26 protein-coding genes and 1 tRNA gene are annotated in these 19509 nt (G+C 60.1%); 12 read left to right on the forward strand and 15 right to left on the reverse strand.

The features are described 5' to 3' along the window. The 7 genes from UW3_RS29710 to csrA form a co-directional block, all read left to right on the forward strand. A partial coding sequence (locus tag UW3_RS29710; protein WP_010223923.1) for a DUF1883 domain-containing protein occupies window positions 1-161 on the forward strand: 161 nt, incomplete at its 5' end. A 4-nt stretch (window positions 162-165) separates the two neighbouring features. Continuing rightward, entirely contained in the window at window positions 166-336 is a 171-nt protein-coding gene (locus UW3_RS29005; protein WP_010223926.1) for a hypothetical protein, read from the forward strand. Between the two features lie 28 nt (window positions 337-364). Then, window positions 365-1438 carry an NAD(P)H-dependent flavin oxidoreductase gene (locus UW3_RS0117260; protein WP_010223928.1) on the forward strand — a complete coding sequence of 358 codons (1074 nt, stop codon included), beginning with the start codon at window positions 365-367 and terminating at the stop codon, window positions 1436-1438. A gap of 81 nt (window positions 1439-1519) precedes the next feature. After that, window positions 1520-2278, forward strand: coding sequence for a molybdate ABC transporter substrate-binding protein (modA, locus tag UW3_RS0117265; protein ID WP_010223930.1), 759 nt, complete (start codon window positions 1520-1522; stop codon window positions 2276-2278). Continuing rightward, a complete protein-coding gene (gene modB, locus UW3_RS0117270) occupies window positions 2278-2958 on the forward strand; it encodes a molybdate ABC transporter permease subunit (protein WP_010223932.1) in 681 nt (226 codons plus the stop codon). Before modA ends, modB begins: the two co-directional genes overlap by 1 nt. Window positions 2959-2960: 2 nt before the next feature. After that, the gene (gene modC, locus UW3_RS0117275) at window positions 2961-4049 is read left to right on the forward strand and encodes a molybdenum ABC transporter ATP-binding protein (protein ID WP_010223934.1); all 1089 of its coding nucleotides are present in this window, start codon (window positions 2961-2963) and stop codon (window positions 4047-4049) included. 367 nt (window positions 4050-4416) lie between these two features. Continuing rightward, a complete protein-coding gene (csrA, locus tag UW3_RS0117280; protein WP_010223936.1) occupies window positions 4417-4614 on the forward strand; it encodes a carbon storage regulator CsrA in 198 nt (65 codons plus the stop codon). Window positions 4615-4690: 76 nt separating this feature from the next. On the opposite strand, the gene UW3_RS0117285 is transcribed toward csrA, so the two are convergent. From UW3_RS0117285 to UW3_RS0117295, 3 genes are read right to left on the reverse strand one after another with little or no spacing between them, the layout of a single operon-like run. Then, a complete protein-coding gene (locus UW3_RS0117285; protein ID WP_010223937.1) occupies window positions 4691-5062 on the reverse strand; it encodes a response regulator in 372 nt (123 codons plus the stop codon). Window positions 5063-5081: 19 nt separating this feature from the next. Beyond that, window positions 5082-6524 (reverse strand): ATPase domain-containing protein, encoded by a 1443-nt coding sequence (locus UW3_RS0117290; protein ID WP_010223938.1) that lies wholly within the window; start codon window positions 6522-6524, stop codon window positions 5082-5084. 4 nt (window positions 6525-6528) lie between these two features. Continuing rightward, window positions 6529-7692, reverse strand: a complete 1164-nt coding sequence (locus tag UW3_RS0117295) for a two-component system sensor histidine kinase NtrB (RefSeq protein ID WP_010223939.1) — start codon at window positions 7690-7692, stop codon at window positions 6529-6531. A gap of 331 nt (window positions 7693-8023) precedes the next feature. Between UW3_RS0117295 and UW3_RS0117300 the strand changes: the two genes are divergently transcribed. The 3 genes from UW3_RS0117300 to UW3_RS0117310 all read left to right on the forward strand — a co-directional run bounded on the left by UW3_RS0117300 (window position 8024) and on the right by UW3_RS0117310 (window position 9066). Continuing rightward, entirely contained in the window at window positions 8024-8218 is a 195-nt protein-coding gene (locus UW3_RS0117300) for a hypothetical protein (protein ID WP_010223940.1), read from the forward strand. Window positions 8219-8423: 205 nt separating this feature from the next. Then, window positions 8424-8508, forward strand: a tRNA-Leu gene (locus tag UW3_RS0117305). A 144-nt stretch (window positions 8509-8652) separates the two neighbouring features. Further along, window positions 8653-9066: a DoxX family protein gene (locus UW3_RS0117310; RefSeq protein WP_010223942.1), complete on the forward strand. Its 414-nt coding sequence runs from the start codon at window positions 8653-8655 to the stop codon at window positions 9064-9066. Between the two features lie 39 nt (window positions 9067-9105). Here UW3_RS0117310 and UW3_RS28895 read toward each other — a convergent pair whose 3' ends face one another. After that, window positions 9106-9315 carry a hypothetical protein gene (locus tag UW3_RS28895; protein ID WP_010223944.1) on the reverse strand — a complete coding sequence of 70 codons (210 nt, stop codon included), beginning with the start codon at window positions 9313-9315 and terminating at the stop codon, window positions 9106-9108. 70 nt (window positions 9316-9385) lie between these two features. Further along, on the reverse strand, window positions 9386-9841 hold the full coding sequence (locus UW3_RS0117320; RefSeq protein WP_010223945.1) for an anti-virulence regulator CigR family protein: 456 nt from the start codon (window positions 9839-9841) through the stop codon (window positions 9386-9388). Between the two features lie 273 nt (window positions 9842-10114). On the opposite strand from UW3_RS0117320, the gene UW3_RS0117325 reads away from it, so the two are divergent. After that, on the forward strand, window positions 10115-10780 hold the full coding sequence (locus tag UW3_RS0117325) for an SOS response-associated peptidase family protein (RefSeq protein WP_010223947.1): 666 nt from the start codon (window positions 10115-10117) through the stop codon (window positions 10778-10780). A gap of 72 nt (window positions 10781-10852) precedes the next feature. On the opposite strand, the gene UW3_RS0117330 is transcribed toward UW3_RS0117325, so the two are convergent. From UW3_RS0117330 to UW3_RS0117355, 6 genes are all read right to left on the reverse strand, one after another. Continuing rightward, window positions 10853-11137, reverse strand: coding sequence for a hypothetical protein (locus tag UW3_RS0117330; RefSeq protein ID WP_010223948.1), 285 nt, complete (start codon window positions 11135-11137; stop codon window positions 10853-10855). A 125-nt stretch (window positions 11138-11262) separates the two neighbouring features. Further along, window positions 11263-12843 (reverse strand): sensor domain-containing diguanylate cyclase, encoded by a 1581-nt coding sequence (locus UW3_RS0117335; RefSeq protein ID WP_010223949.1) that lies wholly within the window; start codon window positions 12841-12843, stop codon window positions 11263-11265. A 214-nt stretch (window positions 12844-13057) separates the two neighbouring features. Beyond that, window positions 13058-13414: an I78 family peptidase inhibitor gene (locus UW3_RS0117340; RefSeq protein ID WP_010223950.1), complete on the reverse strand. Its 357-nt coding sequence runs from the start codon at window positions 13412-13414 to the stop codon at window positions 13058-13060. A gap of 56 nt (window positions 13415-13470) precedes the next feature. Next, the gene (locus UW3_RS0117345) at window positions 13471-13911 is read right to left on the reverse strand and encodes a GNAT family N-acetyltransferase (RefSeq protein WP_010223951.1); all 441 of its coding nucleotides are present in this window, start codon (window positions 13909-13911) and stop codon (window positions 13471-13473) included. A gap of 35 nt (window positions 13912-13946) precedes the next feature. Further along, window positions 13947-14141 (reverse strand): hypothetical protein, encoded by a 195-nt coding sequence (locus tag UW3_RS0117350; RefSeq protein WP_010223952.1) that lies wholly within the window; start codon window positions 14139-14141, stop codon window positions 13947-13949. A 159-nt stretch (window positions 14142-14300) separates the two neighbouring features. Next, on the reverse strand, window positions 14301-14705 hold the full coding sequence (locus UW3_RS0117355; RefSeq protein WP_010223954.1) for a hypothetical protein: 405 nt from the start codon (window positions 14703-14705) through the stop codon (window positions 14301-14303). 415 nt (window positions 14706-15120) lie between these two features. On the opposite strand from UW3_RS0117355, the gene UW3_RS28295 reads away from it, so the two are divergent. Next, the gene (locus UW3_RS28295) at window positions 15121-15441 is read left to right on the forward strand and encodes a YceK/YidQ family lipoprotein (protein WP_010223956.1); all 321 of its coding nucleotides are present in this window, start codon (window positions 15121-15123) and stop codon (window positions 15439-15441) included. Between the two features lie 56 nt (window positions 15442-15497). On the opposite strand, the gene UW3_RS0117360 is transcribed toward UW3_RS28295, so the two are convergent. The 4 genes from UW3_RS0117360 to UW3_RS0117380 form a co-directional block, all read right to left on the reverse strand. Further along, on the reverse strand, window positions 15498-15809 hold the full coding sequence (locus UW3_RS0117360; RefSeq protein ID WP_010223958.1) for a hypothetical protein: 312 nt from the start codon (window positions 15807-15809) through the stop codon (window positions 15498-15500). Window positions 15810-16050: 241 nt separating this feature from the next. After that, a complete protein-coding gene (locus UW3_RS0117365) occupies window positions 16051-16521 on the reverse strand; it encodes a GNAT family N-acetyltransferase (RefSeq protein WP_010223960.1) in 471 nt (156 codons plus the stop codon). A gap of 341 nt (window positions 16522-16862) precedes the next feature. Then, window positions 16863-17873, reverse strand: coding sequence for a magnesium transporter CorA family protein (locus tag UW3_RS0117375; protein ID WP_010223962.1), 1011 nt, complete (start codon window positions 17871-17873; stop codon window positions 16863-16865). A 29-nt stretch (window positions 17874-17902) separates the two neighbouring features. Then, window positions 17903-19489 (reverse strand): RimK family protein, encoded by a 1587-nt coding sequence (locus UW3_RS0117380; protein ID WP_010223964.1) that lies wholly within the window; start codon window positions 19487-19489, stop codon window positions 17903-17905. Window positions 19490-19509 lie beyond the last annotated feature (20 nt).

The raw sequence follows: 19509 nt of genomic DNA on the forward strand, positions 1-19509 counted from the left end.
GTGCCTTCGTTGACTTCCCGGCCAAGATCACCGTGCCCAGCACCGGCTTCTGGAACATCACGATCGATACCGTCGGCCCACGGGCCCTGTCGGCCGTGACCAAGCCGACCTTTACCCACACCATCAAGATCATTCGCCGTTCGTCGTCGAAGCTGAGATAAGCCCATGACCCAGACCACCAAGTACGTCATCAAGTACAAGCTCGACGGTGAGCAACGTTTCGACTTCGCCCAGATGATCAGCGATGCACCTGAACATGTGCAGGCAGCGCTGCAGCAGCTCCACGGCGAAGACGCCAAGAAGATCACTGATATCAAGGTGAGCAAAGCGCTGTAAAACCACCTCAGCACAAGGAACCCCAGGCATGCGCCAATGGCCGGACACCCGTCTCCTCGATCTGCTCGGTATCGAACTGCCGATCCTTCAGGCGCCAATGGCCGGCTCCACCGGCTCGGCCATGGCCATCGCCGTGAGCAATGCCGGCGGCCTGGGCTCGCTGCCTTGTGCAACCTTGAGCCTGGAACAGATCCGCGCCGAGCTTGAAGCCTTCCGCGAGGGCAGCAACGGCCCGCTCAACGTCAACTTCTTCTGCCATCAGCCAGCGCAGCCGGACCCTGCCCGCGACGCGGCCTGGAAACTGGCACTCAAGCCTTATTACGAGGAATTGGGCGCCGATTTCGATGCGCCAACGCCAGTGTCCAATCGCGCGCCATTCGATGACGCCACCTGCCAACTGGTCGAGCAATTCAAGCCGGCGGTGGTCAGCTTTCACTTCGGCCTGCCCGAAGCCTGCCTGCTCAAGCGGGTCAAGGCCACTGGCGCCAAGGTGCTATCCAGCGCCACCACCGTGGATGAGGCCCTGTGGCTGGAAGATCACGGCTGCGACGCAATCATTGCCATGGGCTATGAGGCCGGCGGCCATCGCGGGATGTTCCTCAGCCGCGACCTCAATACCCAGGTCGGTACCCTGGCGCTGGTGCCGCAGGTTGTCGATGCGGTGAAGGTGCCGGTGATTGCCGCCGGCGGCATTGGCGATCATCGCGGCATCGTTGCTGCCCTGGCCCTGGGCGCCTCGGCGGTGCAACTGGGCACCGCCTACCTGTTCTGCCCGCAAGCCAAGGTTTCGGCGGCCCATCGCCAGGCCCTGCACAGCGCCAAGGAAAGCGACACGGCCCTGACCAATCTGTTCACCGGGCGCCCGGCGCGCGGGATCAACACGCGAATCATGCGCGAGCTGGGGCCGATGAGTGCGCTTGCGCCACACTTCCCGCTGGCTGGAGGTGCGCTGATGCCGCTGCGGGCAATCAGCGAGCCAAAGGGTAACAGCGATTTCAGCAACCTCTGGTCGGGCCAGGCGCTGCGTCTGGGCCAGGCGCTGTCGGCTGACGAACTGACGCGCACCCTGGCTGAAAAAGCCCTCGCCCAGCTCAAACGCTGAAGCAGTACTTCCCGTTGGTCGGGTATTCGCTATATATTCACCTATATAACGAATACCCCTCAGCCTGTGGAGCTGTTTTTCATGAGTAAGTGCGCACCACGTTTTGCCCTGGCCGCCCTGGCCACCTTCATGACCTTCAACAGCGCCTGGGCCGATGAGGTACAGGTGGCCGTCGCCGCCAACTTCACCGCACCCATCCAGGCGATCGCCAAGGATTTCGAGAAAGACACCGGCCACAAGCTGGTTGCCGCCTATGGCGCCACCGGCCAGTTCTATGCACAGATCAAGAACGGCGCGCCGTTCGACGTGTTCCTCGCCGCCGACGACAGCACCCCGGAAAAACTCGAGAAAGAAGGCAATACCGTCAAGGGCTCGCGCTTCACCTACGCCATCGGCACCCTGGCGCTGTGGTCGGCCAAGGACGACTATGTCGATGGCAAGGGCGACGTGCTGAAGAAAAACCAGTTCAAGCACCTGTCGATCGCCAACCCGAAAGCCGCGCCGTACGGCCTGGCAGCGACTCAGGTGCTGGACAAACTGCAGCTGAGCGAGGCCACCAGGGCCAAGATCGTCGAAGGCCAGAACATCACCCAGGCCTTCCAGTTCGTCTCCACCGGCAACGCCGAACTGGGCTTCGTCGCCCTGTCGCAGATCTACAAGGACGGCAAGGTCAGCAGCGGCTCGGCCTGGATCGTGCCGTCCAACCTGCATGAGCCGATCAAGCAGGACGCGGTAATCCTCAACAAAGGCAAGGACAGCGCCGCTGCCAAAGCCCTGGTTGAATACCTCAAGGGACCAAAAGCGGCTGCCGTGATCAAAGCCTACGGTTACCAAATCTGATGCCCCTGGATGCCAGCGACCTCGGCGCTATCTGGCTGACCTTCAAGCTGGCCAGCCTGACCACGTTGATCTTGTTGCTGGTCGGCACCCCCGTCGCCTGGTGGCTGGCACGCACCCGTTCGTGGCTGCGCGGGCCGGTGGGCGCGGTGGTAGCCCTGCCGCTGGTGCTGCCGCCGACGGTGATCGGCTTCTATCTGTTGCTGGCCCTGGGGCCCAACGGCTGGATCGGCCAGACCACCGAGGCGCTGGGCCTGGGCACCGTGGTGTTCAGCTTCAGCGGTCTGGTGATCGGCTCGGTGGTCTATTCCATGCCGTTCGTAGTGCAGCCGCTGCAGAACGCTTTCAGCGCTATCGGTGAACGGCCGCTGGAGGTGGCCGCCACCCTGCGCGCCAGCCCCTGGGACTGTTTCGTCCACGTGGTGCTGCCACTGGCGCGCCCAGGCTTCATCACTGCCAGTATCCTCGGCTTTGCCCATACCGTCGGCGAGTTCGGTGTGGTACTGATGATTGGCGGCAACATCCCCGACAAGACCCGGGTGGTCTCGGTACAGATCTTCGACCACGTCGAAGCCATGGAGTACCTGCAAGCCCACTGGCTGGCCGGGGCCATGCTGGTGTTCTCTTTCCTCGTGCTGCTGGCGCTGTACTCCAGCCGCCGGGGCAAATCGGCCTGGAGCTGAGCATGGCGGCTATGATTCATGCCCGATTGAAGCTTGCCCGCGACGACTTCAGCCTGGATGTCGACCTGCAACTGCCCGGGCGCGGCATCAGTGCGCTGTTCGGCCATTCAGGCTCGGGCAAGACCACCTGCCTGCGCTGCCTGGCCGGGCTGGAGCGGGCCCCCGAAGCCTACATCGAGGTCAACGGCGAGATCTGGCAGGACTCGCGCCGCGAGCATTTCGTCGCCCCGCATCAACGCCCGATCGGTTATGTCTTCCAGGAGGCCAGTCTGTTCGCCCACCTGTCGGTACGCGCCAACCTGACCTTCGGCTACAAGCGCATCCCCGCCCAGCAGCGCAAGGTCAGCCTCGAGCAGGCCTGCGCGCTGCTGGGCATCGAACACCTGCTTGAACGTAAGCCGGCGACGCTGTCCGGCGGCGAAGCCCAGCGCGTGGGCATTGCCCGGGCGCTGCTGAGCAGCCCGCAACTGCTGCTGATGGACGAGCCGCTGGCAGCCCTGGACGGCCCACGCAAGCGCGAGATCCTGCCTTACCTTGAGCGCCTGCACAGCGAACTGGACATCCCGCTGATCTACGTCAGCCATGCCCAGGATGAAGTCGCACGCCTGGCCGATTACCTGGTCCTGCTGGAACAGGGCCAGGTCCAGGCCAGCGGGCCGATTGCCGCCACCCTCGCCCGCCTTGACCTGCCGCTGGCCCAGGGCGATGACGCCGGGGTGATCATCGAAGGCCAGGTCAGTGCCTACAACAGCGACTATCAGTTGCTCAGCCTGCAACTGCCACACAGCGACCTGCAGCTGCGCGTGGCCCACGAGCCGCTGGCCGTCGGCATGCCCTTGCGCCTGAAAGTGCAGGCGCGCGATGTCAGCCTGAGCCTGGGCGCCGACCAGCACTCGAGCATTCTCAATCGCCTGCCGGTGACCGTCAGCGGCCATCGCCCGGCCGACAACAGCGCCCATGTGCTGGTCAGCCTGGACGCGGTCGGCACCACCCTGCTGGCGCGCATCACCCGTTACTCCGCCGACCAGCTCAAGCTGCACGCCGGGCAAGCGCTGTGGGCACAGATCAAGTCGGTGGCACTGCTGGGCTAACCCTGCAGACAATTGGGCAAGCCCCATCAGCGGCTGCGAGGAAGTGGCGTCGGCGCTGTTCATGCAAAACCTGGCCGCCCCTTGAAAAGCCATTCAGCGAAACCCACCTTGGGTATCATGCAGAGAAATTTCCCATATTCGTTCAACCCCCCTATGCTTGCGGGTACGGGCAGCACTCGCTGTTCGGGAGCGCTCATCCAGCCAATCGGCACCTGCGACTAAAGACTCACTACAGAATCTGTGTTCGGGGGAATTAATATCCGCCGAAAGCGTCTTTAATGAAGGGAAAGATGGACTCACCCCCTGTGTGATCCCGGCTTCTGCGGGCCCCGCCTGCAAGGCAACTTACGTTACCAAGGAGATATACATGCTGATACTCACCCGCAAGGTTGGCGAAAGCATCGTCATCAACGATGACATCAAAGTCACCATTCTGGGCGTCAAAGGGATGCAAGTGAGGATCGGCATCGATGCACCAAAAGATGTACAGGTGCACCGCGAGGAGATTTTCAAACGCATTCAGGCCGGTAGCCCGGCACCGGAGAAAGGAGGCGACGAGCACTAAGTAGCCCCCAGCTGACTCAAGCCGCACGGATGCGCTTGATCCTGTACTGACGGCCCTGCGGCTGCCTCACCAGGTCTCAAGATGCCTCGGGCGCGTCGACCAGTTCCTTCACTTTGGCCATCAGTTGAACGATGTCGAAGGGTTTGTCGAACACGGCAGCAAACAGCCCGGAATTATCCCGCCCCATGTGAGCTTGTGCCCCGCTCATCAGTATGATCGGCAAGCCCTGTAGCAGCGGCTCTGCACGAATGCTGACGGCCAATGCCCCGCCATCCATCACCGGCATCATGTAATCGGTGATCACCAACTCCACCCGCTTACCTTTCAATACGTCCAGGGCCTTCTGCCCATTGCTGGCCAGTTCCACGTCGAAACCTCTGTCCTCAAGGGCGTACCTGAGGATATCGGCGATCAGGTACTCGTCATCGACGACCAGAATGGTACTCATGGTGTTACCACCCGCCTCTTCATGATCCCGACACCGGTGAAGGCGTGCCGGACATCGCCCCCGAGACCTGGGCAAATGCCTTCTTCAGATCGATACCCTGGTCGCTGATGACCAGCTCCAGCAGCGCCGGGTCGTAATAGCTGTCGCGCACCTTGAGGACCGACAGCAAACGCTTGAGCTCGGCGTCCACTTCGACAAAGCGCATCAGCAGCAGGTTGTCGACGATGCTCGACAGGTCGGGCGCCGGCGCGTTGATTTCCGAGCCAAAGATGTCACGCATTTCCCAGGTAGCCAGGACGCTGACGTCACGGGCGCGCAACTCACCGGTCAGGGCGCGGAAGAACTCGTTGAGGCGGCTCGGGTTGCTTGCCAGCCGGGTAAAAGCGCCCAGGCTATCGATCAGTACACGCTTGATGTTGTGCTGCTCGACCAGGCGCAACAGGCGCATACCAACCTCATCGAGCAAGCCTTCGGTGGTCGGTTGCCAGGCAATGTGCAGTGCGCCGCTAAGTTCCATGGCGCTGAAATCATGCCCCAGGGCGCTGGCTTTCAGGCGCAGGCGCTGAGGCGTTTCATAAAAACCGAAATGCAGCCCGGGCGCTTCGGTGGTGGCTGCAGCCAGAAAACTCGCCCCCATCGAGGTCTTGCCGATACCCGAGGGCCCCATGACCAGGGTGACCGATGCCGCGGGCAGCCCCCCGCCGAGCAAGCGATCGAACATCGGTATGCCGCTGGCGACGCGGGTCAGCTCGCCACTGCCCTGGCCACTCGGGTGGCTGTACAGCGACTCCAGGCGCGGGTACACCTGCAGGCCATCCTCGGTGATCTCACACTCGTGAATGCCCGACAACGCACCGCTGCCGCGGGTCTTGCGCAACTGGATGCGGCGCAGCGAACGGCTGCCGAGCAACGTGTCTCCCAGCTCGATAACACCATCGACCATGGTGTGTTCCGGGCTTCCGTCATCCAGCTGCGAGCTGGTCAGAAACAGCACGGTGCAGCCGGCGAACGCGGCATGGCCATGCAACTCGGCAATGAATTTTTTGCTGTCCAGCGGGGTTTCCGCCCGTGAGCGGGCATTGAGCAAGCCATCGACGATCAGCAAGCTGGCCTGGTGGCGGCTGATTTCACCGCGCAGCAGTTTCACCACTTCGTCCAGCCCCTCTTGCTCCAGGGTGTCGAAGGCACTGACGAACTGCAATTGCGCACCGATTTTCGCCGGATCGAAAAAGCTCAACGTCGCCAGGTACTGGAACAGACGCTCATGGGATTCACTCAACAGCGTCGCCACCAGTACGCGGCCGCCTTGCGCGACATGGTTGAAGGCCAGCTGGTTGGCCAGGATGGTCTTGCCCGAACCGGGCCGCCCTTGAACGATATAGGAGGCACCCACCACCAGCCCGCCCTTGAGCAGTTCATCGAGCCCGGGGATGCCGGTGGCAAGGCGGTTGAGTTGCTCCACGATGCTATGCACCTCCGTACTCTGGTGTAGGGGCGAGGCCAATGGCGGCGCAGTACACCGGCAGATAGACACTCATGCAAGTGCCCTTGCCCGCTTCAGTACTGACGCTGACCGTGCCATTGCTCTGTTTGGCGAAACCATAGACCTGGCTCAGGCCCAGGCCTGTGCCCTTACCAAGACTCTTGGTGGTGAAGAACGGCTCGAAGATGCGCGGCAGCACCTGGCTGTCGATTCCTCGGCCGGTATCGCGCACGCTGATGCAGACAAAGCACCCGGCCAGACCGTCCTGTTGGCCATCCAGCTCACAGTTTCGTGCGTGCACGCTGATCACGCCCTCGCCGTCGATGGCATCGCGGGCATTGAAGATCAGATTGAGCAAAACCATCTGCAACTGCCCGGCATCGACTTCGACATCCCACAGGTCCTCGGCAAGCTTTACCTGAAGCGCCACGGCATTGGGCAAGGCCTGCCCGAGCAGCGAGCGTGTCGACTCAATCAGCGCCGACACCTTGACCCGGCCAGACTTCAGCGCCTTGTAGCGGGCAAAACTGAGCAGTTGCTGGGTCATCTGGCTGCCGCGTTCGCCGGCATCGAGGATATGCCCGAGCAGGCGCTGGGTACGTTGTGGATCCCGGCTAACGAGCGCCAGCCGGGCCGAACCGATGATGATGGTCAGCAGGTTGTTGAAATCATGCGCCATGCCCCCGGTCAGTTGGCCGAGGGCTTCGAGCTTCTGCGACTGACACAGCTGCGCGCGCACCTCATCGAGTTGCAGCGCGGCCTCGCGCCGCTCGGTGATGTCGCGGGTAATTTTCGCCAGCCCCACCACTTTGCCATCGGGCGCCCTGATCACGTCCAGCACCACCAGCGCCCAGAACAGCGAGCCGTCCTTGCGCAGGCGCCAACCTTCATCCTGGGCGCCACCGGTACTCAAGGCGCGATCGAGCAGCCAGGCCGGCTTGCCGTCGGCACAATCCTGCGGGGTGAAGAATATCGAGAAATGCTTACCGATCACTTCATCGGCACAGTAGCCCTTGATCCGTTGGGCACCGGCGTTCCATGACATCACATGACCTTCGAGGTCGAGCATGTAGATGGCGTAATCAGCGACGGTTTGCACCAGTTGCTCGAAGCGATTGGCATGCAGATCGGAGTCGGATGAGACCATGGCTGCCCCACGAAACCGCAGATGGCTTGTCTGGATATGACAGCATACGCTGCACGCGATTCCCTTCGCTGGTCTAAAACTTAGTCGGATTCTTCGCCCACTGCCAGACCTTGGCAAACGGCACAGGCCAATACCACCTGCCCCAGGGGTTGCCGACGGACGTTTCAGCAGTGCGAGGCGCCTGCGTGGACAGGTGTGCCTGCCTTGAGTTGATCAAACATGAAAGCAACAGTGGCCCAATGACAGCAAGGAGCCAATTGCTCTATAGTCGCCCCGAATTTGCTATCTGCCACCTACCTCGAGGGAACGACGCGTGGCCGCAGACCTACGAATGAAAGCCATCCACGATGACCTGCAACACACCGCCGCCGACCTTGAGCGGGTGTCGCACGACTTGCGCGGGCACGTGTTGCACTTGCAGCGCTCCATGCACCAGGCCGACGCCGCCGCAGTACTGGGCAGGATCGCTGGCCTGCAGACGTCGGTGGCTGACTTGCGCAGCGTCGCCGATACGATCAGCTACTGACCACACAGGCTGCGTGGCGTCTGCGCCAGCTGGCGGCGAAACAGTCTGGAAACGCCACCGGGTGGTCCTGGCCCAGGTCCAGGGCAAGTGCTCTGGCGCTCAGCACAGGCGCCGCCCAGAGCCTTGCGCGCGGTTGACTCGAATATAACGATGGGTTATAAAGCTCGCTTGATTGAGGGAGCAAAAGCATTTTCCTCAAGGCAATGCGAGTGTGGTGGAATTGGTATACACAGCAGACTTAAAATCTGCCGGCGTGAGCCTTGCGGGTTCGAGTCCCGCCACTCGCACCATCTTCTGAAAAGGCGCCTTATCGGCGCCTTTTTGCTGTCTGGCGTTTATCCAATTACAGCCTTATGCCCTTTTTGCGCCGGCGCGCCGCAAATCCTTGCGGCAACTGCTAAGGTAAAATTGCCCAACAACAAAGGAAGGCCGCCATGCGCTATACCCTGTTCGACAACCAGCGCGACGTTATCATCCTGCTGGCGCGGATACTGCTGATGATCCTGTTCGTGATGTCTGGCTGGAGCAAGCTCACCGGCTTCGACGGCACGGTCGACTACCTGGCATCCCTGGGGGCCCCGCTGCCAGCAGTCGCGGCTGCGGTGGCGGTAGTCATGGAGTTTTTTGTCGCCATCATTCTCATCCTGGGCTTCTACACCCGACCGCTGGCCTTCCTGTTCGCCCTGTTCGTGATCGGTACCGCAGTCATCGGCCATCCGTTCTGGAACATGGTCGACCCAGCCAAAGCGGCCAACACCGTGCAGTTTTTCAAGAACATGAGTATCGTCGGCGGCCTGCTGTTGCTGTCGGTCACCGGTGCCGGGCGCTTCTCGGTGGATGGCCGTTAACCGCGCCCCCCCTCCAGGTGCCAGCGCTGTTGCTGGCGCCTAGAGGTCGTCGAGGGTGTCTACGCCTTCATCCCAGAAGGCATCATCGTCCCCCGCGCCAGCACCAGGCCCCTCCTCGTCCTCGTCGTCATCTTGCGGATCGAACAACGGGTTGACCTCATCCTGGAACGGGTAATCGTCTTCGGCGAACTCATGATCCAGCAAGTGATCATGTTCAGGTTCGTGAATGTCCAGTTCGTCGTCGTTCATTGCAGGGCCTGTCTTGCCGGTGTGGGGGGCGCCTGTATAAGCGCACTGGCCCACGCCGTCAACTGCGGTTTCAATCGAGCACGTGAGTCAGCACTTCGTAAATGATGCCGGTGGCGATCGCCACCAGGATCAGGTCGGTGCCGGCCTGGCGCCATTCGTAACCATCATAGTGCGGTAGTCTGCCGAGCAGGCGGTCATCGAGTTTTTTCGCAATGCCCGGTGGCAAGGGTTTGCCCCGCGCCAGATTCTTGCGCACACCCGGGGGCAGGTCGGCGCCGCGGCTCCAGTAATCAGGATAGCCATGCAGCACGTTGATAACGCTGGTGCGATCGATAGTTGGGCCGTGGCTCCATTGCTCGGCACCCTTGCCGCCTTTCTGGCCGGCACCCTGGCCACCCTGTTTGCCCTGGCCTTGGCCATGCACCGGATTGCCTTTGCCATTGCCCGGATCGGCAACAGCGCCAAGCGAGCCGAGCATCAGGCTCAGCGAAGTGACGGCGACAACCAGCAAGCGTGATCTGGACATAACGATGCGCTCGATAATGGGACATCCCACAGCAGCTTAGACGTTGTACAGGCACAAGGTTCCATGCCAGGGTAACGGCGCCAACCCAGGCGCAATTCCTGCGCGAAGTCCACGCCAGCGCGCGACGCTCGACCTTCGAAGTCAGCGCCTGGCTGGGTACCTTGTTGGCCTTGGTTGTATCGCTGGCGGTCTGGGCGCTGACATGACTGTCGCAGGCTTGCCCAGCGATCGGGTCTATCCTCAACCGATAGGCACCTCGCGGAGCATCGCAGCATGTGCGGCAGGTTGTCCCAGTACCGTGGCATCCACGATTTCGTCGACGCCCTGAGCATGCCGGGTGCTCTGGTCAACAACGTCGGTGATCAACCGCTTGGGCACTTCAATCTGGCACCGAGCACACCGGTGGCACTGCTGCATATCGCGGCCGCCAGCCTGCACGCGGACCTGCTGCCCTGGGGCTGGCGGCCGCACTGGTCCAAGGACCACGCCACGCCCATCAACGCGCGAGTGGAGAAGGTCGCCCATGGCGCGTTCTTTCGCGCCATCTGGCCACACCGGGCCATCGTGCCGATTGACAGCTGGTTCGAATGGGTCGATGAAGGCCGCGCGAAAAAACAGCCTTATCTGATCCGCCGCGCCGATCAGCGCCCTGCCCTGTGCGCCGCGATCGCCCAGTTCAGCGGCGAGCACGCGGGGTTTGTGATGCTCACGGCGGACAGTGAAGGCGGCCTGCTCGACGTGCATGACCGCCGGCCGGTCGTGCTGGCGCCGGCTTTCGCCCGACAATGGCTGGACCCGGCCACTGCCGGTGAGCACGCCGAACAGATCGCCTTGCACCTGAGCGAGCCGGCCACGCTGTTCGAGTGGTACCCGGTCAGCGCCGCCGTCGGTAATGTGCGTAATCAGGGCGCCGAATTGATCGCTCGCCTCCCAGGGTAGCGGCTGATGACAGGGCGTTCGTAGAGCCCGATGACGGCGGCGGCAAGCGACCGGGTAATAGCGCAGTCGCTATCAAGCCGCGGCAAACCATCCGATGAAGGCAATCAATCCTATTACCTGCAAAATCAGTAATGTAGCCGCGCCTGCGGGTTTTCCGGCGAGCCACCAATAAGTGCCCACCAACGGCAGGCATAAGCCATTGGTTACCCCCAGCGTGAATAGCGCGAGGGCGCTACCAAGGCCCGGGAAAGGCCCTTCAGGGCTTAACAGGATAAACACGAAAACGCAGCCGCCTATCGCCGCGACAACAAGGGCAGCCAGTGCAAACAAGCGTTGGGGCAAAAAGGGGTCGTCCATGATCAGTCCTTTGCATGTGCGGGTCGGCCATTTTACCGATGCGCGCAACGTTTATCATGCATTGCCTGACGGTGGCCGGCATCACATTCGAGGTGTTCACTGTGCGCCGTTCGGGCGGCGGATGGCTAGGTCCGGTTACTCGCCCGCCCTGCGGCCAGACCGTCGACCAGGCACCAGCCGTTACGCCCCTTGTCCTTGGCCTGGTAAAGCGCCGAATCGGCAGCGCCCATCAGCACGTGCGCCGTGACTGGCTCGCTGACCGGGTAACCCAGGGCAATGCCGGCACTGGCCGTGACCCGCCCTGACGGGCTTTTCACATGCTCGATAGCCAGTGAGCGAATGGCTTCGAGGATGCCCTCGACAATCCGGCTGGCACCTGCGGCATCAGTGTTGGGCAGCAGCAGGGTGAACTCCTCCCCGCCGTAGCGCACGGCCAGGTCGCCAGGGCGCTTGAGGCTGCTCTGAATGGCGGCGCCTACTGCCCGCAAACAGTCGTCACCGGCCGGATGCCCATAGTTGTCGTTGTAGCGCTTGAAGTAATCCAGATCCATCATCACCAGTGCCAATGGATAGCCCTGGCGCTTGGCCCGGCGAATTTCTTCAGCCAAGGCGGTGTCCAGCCGACGCCGGTTGCCCAGGCCGGTCAGGCTATCGCTCAAGGCCAGGTCGCGGACGGTCTGGTGCGCACGGCGAAGCGCGGTCTCCATCACCATGCGTTCGCGCAATTGCCTGAGCACTAAGGCGCCGAAGCTGCTCAAACCCACCAGCAACAACAGCAACACCATGGCGGTTTTGATCAGGTCTTCACGCCAAGGGTCGATGATCGAAGCCCTCGACAGCCCGGCTTCCACCACCAGCGGATAAGCGTCCAGCGCCTTGTAGGCGTACAGGCGCTGCGTGCCGTCGACCACTGCCGTGGTTTCGACGACACCTTCGGGGGATTGCGGAAGATAGTCCTGGAAAATCTCGCTACTGGCCAGGCTGCCGCCAATCACCCGCTCGACAAAAGGCCGGCGGACCAGGATGGTCCCGTCCCGTTTGGCCAGTACCAGCGCCCCGCGGTCATCGATCTTGAACGCCCCGTAGAACTCGACGAAATAGTCGACCTTGACGGTGCCGAGCAACACCCCGAAAAACGACCCGTCGGGGTTGTTCAAGCGCCTGGAAACAGGAATGATCAGATCGCCGGTGGAGCGGCTTTTCACCACCGCGCCGATATACACGCCGCGATCTTCATGGGTGCGGTGATACTCGAAATAATCGCGGTCGGCGTTATTGGCGTTGGTCGGAGTGCCGCTCTTGTCGGTAACGATCCAGCGGCCGTCCGAGCCATACACGAACAAGCCGTGAAGCTGCGGCATCAGTGTTGCCTGCTGCTTGAGCAGCTTGTGCAGCCGCGCAATGTTCATCCGCGCAAACCCGTCGCCCTCCAGCCGCTCCCCAAGCATCGCGGTTACCACATCGACCTGACGAATCGCGTCTTCGGCATGCTGGGCAGTGGCACTGGCAAGGTTGGTCACCGAGTCATGAGCACTGGCGAAGGCGTGCCGGTAATCGCGCCAGATCCGCCAGCCTTCGATGCCGACGAACAGCAGCACGACCAGCAGCAGGAAACTCAGAATCAAGCGAAACAGCGGCGCCGAACGCCCTTCACGTGGCGAGAATGACTCCGCATCGTGCCCGTTCAAGTCATCGCAGGAGGGCATACAGGTCCCTGTTCCATAAAACTCCAACCACAGTGATAAACCACCTCCCGACTGTCTGATAGCACTTGGCGTTTAACATAGACCACCCAGGCCCACCCACCTAGCGCTGGCGTGCAAAAAAGCACGCTACGTCGGGCGCTATGCTCAACAATGGCTGATCAATGCGATGAACCAGGGGCATGGTATCCGGCAACGCAGACGGGTAGTACAGGCGCTAGCCGCAGAAGGCCCCGACAATCCGCTTCTGCTCATTCACTTCCAGATTCAGCCGATCAGGCACGAAGCTCAGGTCGCGACCCGGCATCGACAACACACGCACCGAACTGACGCCCGATAACACTTTGGCAAGCAGCAGTACATCCTTGCCCACTTCCTGGCCAAACAAGACCTCAACCGACTCTGCCGTGCACGCCTGCTCATCGCTGAAATACGCACTGGAATCTTCGCTGATGGTCTCTGCGAGCTCGACGATCACCACGCTGAACAACAACCAGCCGACCAGGGCCAGGGAGAGCCCGAGAATGATGTTCGGGAGCAGGTCAAGCACACCCCGCGCTGCACTTTTGTCCATAAAAAAGCCTTCAAAGGCTGCTCAGACCGAACACCCCCACGCGAGTTCCCGATCGATCAGCCGGTGCGCTTGAAGTAGACAAGCTCCGGGTCATGCTCATCGAGGTTGTCGATGACGCCGCTCGGCTCGAAACCGGCCTTGAGGATGAGCTTGCGCGAAGGAAGGTTGGACTGGTTGGTCGAGATGAACAGCTTTGCTGTCTTGCAGGTCGCCTCGGCGGCGAGCAGTAGCCGACCTGCCATGCCCTGACGTTGATATTCAGGGGCAACGACGACCAGGTTGATAAAACCGTAATCGAAAAAGCTGTAGGTGAGCACGACGTAGCCAATCACCGCCCCAGCGTGCACGGCAACCAGGCATTGCTGCTTGTCGACGGCTTCGCCAAGAAACCGCCCGCGCCCGGTGTTGACACTGGCGTAGGCATCGAATGCGAGCATGGCGCCCACGTCTTCGGGCATGGCCCTGCGGATGATTGTATCGTCGTGCGTTGCGCTCATTCGGCCTCCTGCCTTGAGTCAATACCGCGGCGGACCTACCCCTGGCCCAACAATGCCGCATTCGCCTGGCGGACCATGGCCACCCACTCCGCCGGGCTGACCAGACCGGACTGCTCAAGCTGCTGCGCGGCCATCAAGGCCTGGTCGTATTCGGCCTCCTGCAACACACCTTCTCCCAGGAAGCGGGCCCGCCACTCAAGAATCGCCGCCATCCCTTTCTTCGTCTCCATCCCCGCCCCCACGTCCACTGAAAACAGGTGTTCGACCGGGTCGTCACCTGAGCGGCGGCGAGATTACAGGAGAACGATAGATTTGAGAATGTTTCGTAATACCGCCTGTCATTTCGCGCTGTGCAGCCACATCGCTACCGCTACAGCGATAATCAGCCGCTAGCCTTGCGTGTGTTTGCGCTGCTCGAGGAACACCGCCAGCGCCGCCAGCACGATAGCCAGGCTGTAGGCGAAAAGGCCAAGGTTAATCCCCAGGATCATCTTCTCTGAACCGTCCGTGAGCACCATTGACCCACCGTAGCCCTCCCGCAGCCAGTAAGCCATCAGGAAACCACCGGTGACGAAAAGGGTCAGCAGGCTAGCCAACCTGAGATTGTCCTTGATCCACACCAGCCAGACGCTATAGGCGCCAAGCGCGGTATTGGTGAACAATTGCCAGGTCTCATGGAGCCGTGCATGGGGTTCCCACGCCGGGTTGAACACATGGGTCTGGTTGATCTCGAGAATAGGCACCACAACGGCGTAGAAGACGATCCCGATCGTTACCAGCAGCTTGGCCATCATCACAAACCTCCTTGTCCGTGTTTCTCGTTACCGGGCCGATTCTCGAAGGGCCAGCGGCAGTTCGCAGGAATGCTGGCGCCGCAAGGCGCACGCGGTGTATTTCAGTCCTGCCCGGTGAGTTCGCAGCCGCAGTACAGCGCCTAACTCTAGCTGCTTCATCGAAGGACCTCCAGAACCTTGCGAAGTGATCCCGTCATCACGATATAAATGAACTGCCAGGGCCTGGAATTCATTTAGTATTCACATCTATCAGGTGAACGTTGGCCACCTGCGCTCCACGCCTCGGGCTGCCGGGAATGTTGCTACCCTGCGGACGACGGGAGCTGATGTTGCAACACGACCAAACCCGGACCTGGCTTCGATAGGCATTCATCCCAGGCCCGCCAGGATTGATTTGTCAAAGGAGTGAGCCGTTATGAAGCTAGGGATTGCAGGTCTGCTGCTGGTGACACTGTGCGGATGCGCAACGGTCAGAACCGTGACAGACGAATCACGCGCAGTAGATGATCTGGCCAAATGGGAAACCAACTGCCATTCGATACCGCGCGCCTACAGTGGCGTTGCCTATCAGTTTTGCAACCTTAATGGACCGGCCAGATCGACTGCTCACTGGGCGCCAGCGCCGATCCTTCTGGATATGGCCGCATCGGGTATCGCCGACACCGTCATGCTTCCCTATACCGGCTACCGGCAGTTCAAACATGGAAATACCCCAGTACGGCGACTGGAGTATTAAGGCTTCAAGCACTGATGGCCAGGTGGTGGTTATGTTCGCCAGGTGGCGGCGCATCGTCATCCCTTCTTTCTCTCTGCCCCCCTGATTACGAGGTACAGCAGAGGGCCGATTGAAACGAAGACCAGCGTGATCAGCATGTAAGGCAGCACCCCAATCAGAGCGCCTCCTCGTGCGCGGGTGTCCGTTACCATCCACATGCAGGCCAGCGCGGCCATCAAGTAGAGGTCGACAACCACTTGCGCGGTGTCAGGCCGGGACATCAGCTCAAGACCAAAAGCGAGGAGCGATTGCTCTGTAATCAGCAGCGTCCAGCCGGTATATAGCGTGAAGGCCATCAGTGGGGGCAGTGCAAGATAGCGAGCTCTCACGTTTTTCTCCTTGGTGAGTCACCCCGGTACAGTAGTGATAGGGTTCCTCGCCACTCAATGACCTGACAGGTCATGGACGTCTCCCACATGGACAGCCAAGGTAGAAGCATGAGTAACCATCACTTCCATCGCAGAGCCGCCGCTGCCGGTACAGAAGCCGGAGCCTATCTGCGCCGGTTCCGGCAACACGCGGGATTGGCGTTCAGTCAGAAATCCTCATTCTCGATCGCTGATGTAGCGTTTACGCAGTTGCATCCAACGGCATTCGGTATTCGATAACGCCAGGCTTTTCGGCAATCCAGTCGTATAGCCTTTGGGCGGTTTGATTGGTCTCCTGGGTGTGCCAGTAAAGCCGGTCACAGTTTTTTTCCCGCGCTTGCCCTTGCACATATTCGATGAGCGTCTTACCGATCATCTGGCCGCGTACGCTTGGGCATACGTATAGATCCTCCAGGTAGCAGAAGTCGTTGCGGCCCCAGGTGGATCGGTGAAAAACGAAGTTAACGAAACCGTAGAGGTGCTCGCCATCTGAGGCGACTGCACAATGCACAGGTTCGGTGCTGTCGAAGAAACGCGCCCAGGTGGTCTTGGTCGTCTCCATGCCCACATCCACCTGGTAGAACGCTTGATACTTAGCCCAGTATTCGCACCACGTGTCGAAGTCCTTTTGCTCTACTGGGCGAACCGATAAAACCTGTTGTCCTGCTGTCATGCTCAATCCTTAATGACGGTAGAAACGATAACTAGAAATGTAGATGCCCCGCTCCGTTTCTATCCGGTACGGCGCAGCCCCCACGTGGTATCAACACGCTTGGTAACTGATTTATAGCGTGCCAATGGCCGAGGTAGCCCATCCAGTTTTTGATCTGCGGCCAGACCATTTGCTTAATCTCCAGAGTTCTGCTTAACCTGCGAACATCAACTGGGCTTGTCTTTGTTCCTGATGAAATCCAGATAGAAGCCCACGGCGCCCACCAGCAGAATTGCGCTTACCACCAGCAAACCAACAACGGTATTGTTCATCTACATCTCCTTGGCAGATCGCTGCTCCGATCACGAGAACACACGTGTAAACAATCGCTTTGCGCCGCCCGGACGCGAGGCAGTAGCCACCCTCCCTGCTCGACTTCCCCCACGAAAATCCCGGGCCAGGCGCTTGAGAAACAAGACCATCACCCCGCCCAACAACAGCATCGCCAGGACCAGCGCCGGATAAGCAAGCCACCACGGGACACCACTGGTCATCATGCTGAATTCGGACATGCCGCCGATGCTGGCGATCAGGTTCAAGGGCAGGAACACCACGTTGATCAAGGTCAGCTTGCGCAGCATTTCGTTCATGGTGTTGTTGGCCAGGTTGCCACGTGCATCCATCAGCCCGGCAAACACCGTGGAGTAGATCTCTGCCTGTTTGTAGCACTGGGTGTTCTCGATGATCAGGTCGTCGATCAACTCGATGAGCGGCGCGTCAAAGTGGTTTTTCTGCGCATGATTGCGAAGACGCGAAAGCACCGTGCCATTGCTGTGGATGGCGTTGATGTAATAGATCAGGCTTTCGCTGAGGTTGAACATCTGTATCAAGTGGTTGTTGTGCATCGAGCTGTTGAAGCGCTGCTGCAGCTCGCGGGCAACCCGCTTGATCACCTTCAAGTGTCCAAGGTAGTGATGGATATTACTGAACAGCATGTCCAACAACACATCCAGCGGTGTCTCCAAGGCATGACGGGTACCCAGGCCTTGCAACTGCGAGTCGTCCGGCGCGATCAGCACCAGGCGCTCGGCGTGCAACAAAAGACCGAAGGAGGACACTTCAAAGGAGAAACTGTCGCCGCCTGAGTAGTTCTCAGGACGTTTCCAGATCAGGAACAGGCTGTCTGGGTGGAACTCGATGCGTGAGACCTCATCAGGGTCAAGCGCTGACGCCAGCGCGTGCTCATCAATGCGCAAGCGGTGCTTGAGCAGTTCGCGCTCGGCAGGGTCCGGATCGACGAACAACAGTACCGGGCTGTCGAGGCCTTCACTCGGATGCAGCGCCCCTTGGGCGAGCAGGAAGCTTTTAATCATCGCGGCACTCCCGGATCGATGCCGCGCCTCTACCAGACCTGGCCGCGGCGCTTGTGTTCCAACCGGCGCACGAACTCTTCCAGCACCAGGGTGTACAGGTCGTCCTGCAAATAAGCGTCCTCGATGCCAGCGTCCAGATTGGGGTTATCGTTCACTTCGATGACCACCACTTTGTCTCCCGCTTGCTTGAGGTCGACACCATACAAACCGTCGCCAATCAGGCCGGCGGTTTTTACCGCCAGCTCTACCACTGCTCGAGGTACTTCGTGGACGGGCAACGTGCGGCATTCACCAATAACGTCGGCGCCATTGGCCTTGTGGTTGAAGATCTGCCAATGGCCTTTCGACATGAAGTACTGGCAGGCAAAGATCGGCTTACGATTGAGAATACCGATGCGCCAGTCGTACTCGGTATAGAGGTACTCCTGAGCCAAGAGCAGCACCGAGTGCTCGAAGAGTTCAGCCGTAGCCCGCAGCAGCTGATCCTGGTTCTCCACTTTGATTACGCCACGGGAAAAGCAGCCATCGGGGATTTTCACGACCAGCGGGAAACCCAGGCGCTCCCCCACGTGCTGCAGTTCCTGGAGGTTGTCCTTGTAGAGAATCTCACTGGCCGGCATAGCCAGTTTGTTGCTGCGCAACAGGTCAGTCAGGTAGACCTTGTTGGTGCACCGCAGGATCGAGGTTGGATCGTCCATCACCACCAGCCCTTCGCTCTCGGCTTTTTTAGCGAAGCGGTAGGTATGATTGTCGACGCTGGTGGTCTCACGAATCAGCAGTGCATCATATTCGGCCAAGCGCGAGTAGTCTTTCTTCTCGATCATCTCGACATCGATGCCCATGCCGCGGCCTACCCGCACGAAACTTTCCAGCGCCTTGGCATTCGAGGGCGGTAATGTTTCGTCGGGGTCATGCAAGATGGCCAGATCGTAGCGCGCCATGCGCCTGGACCGGGGGACACGCCAGATTTTACGACTGAACCCATCCAGTGCATTGGCAAACTGATCTTCCTGATCTTCACGCAGCTTGTGCATTGACCCGGCTTTTACTCCAGCGATATGCCAGCCATTCGCCTTGCGGAATTCGACCAGTAATATCGGACAGGGAAACGCCTCAAACAGCTGACGGGCAATGGACTGCAACGGTTCCAGGTGTGTCCAGCCAAAGTAAAGACTCAAGGTAAAACCTTCAGCGCTGGCATATACATTATTATTTAAATTTTTCTCCAGGGTCTTTTCCACGTCGTCCAGGGCCAAGCCATAGAGCGACTTGCGGGTGAGCTCACTGATGGTCTTGACCGACGGTATTACTGTGTGACCTCTCGCCTCGGCCAAAAGCGAACAGTAATAACCATGCCCAAGGTACTTGTAACTGCGGCATAGGTTAATGACCTGCACGCGCTTGCTTGGCTCGCGATCCCGCGGCCGTTCCAGGTATTCCTGGGCGCTCACCAGGTCTTCACTGGGAAAGTACTTACTCCAATCTTCCTTACGCTCAACAATAATAACAAGTTGACTTGAACTCTTGCTTTCAATTGCGCCACGCGGTTGACTGACTATTGCCGACTCAACACGTTTACCCAATACTGCGCGCAAACCTGACGGTGCTATTGTCATTTCAAGTGCCTAACGAAGAC

Origin of the sequence: Pseudomonas donghuensis, from assembly GCF_000259195.1 — a bacterium.
Lineage (GTDB): Bacteria > Pseudomonadota > Gammaproteobacteria > Pseudomonadales > Pseudomonadaceae > Aquipseudomonas > Aquipseudomonas donghuensis.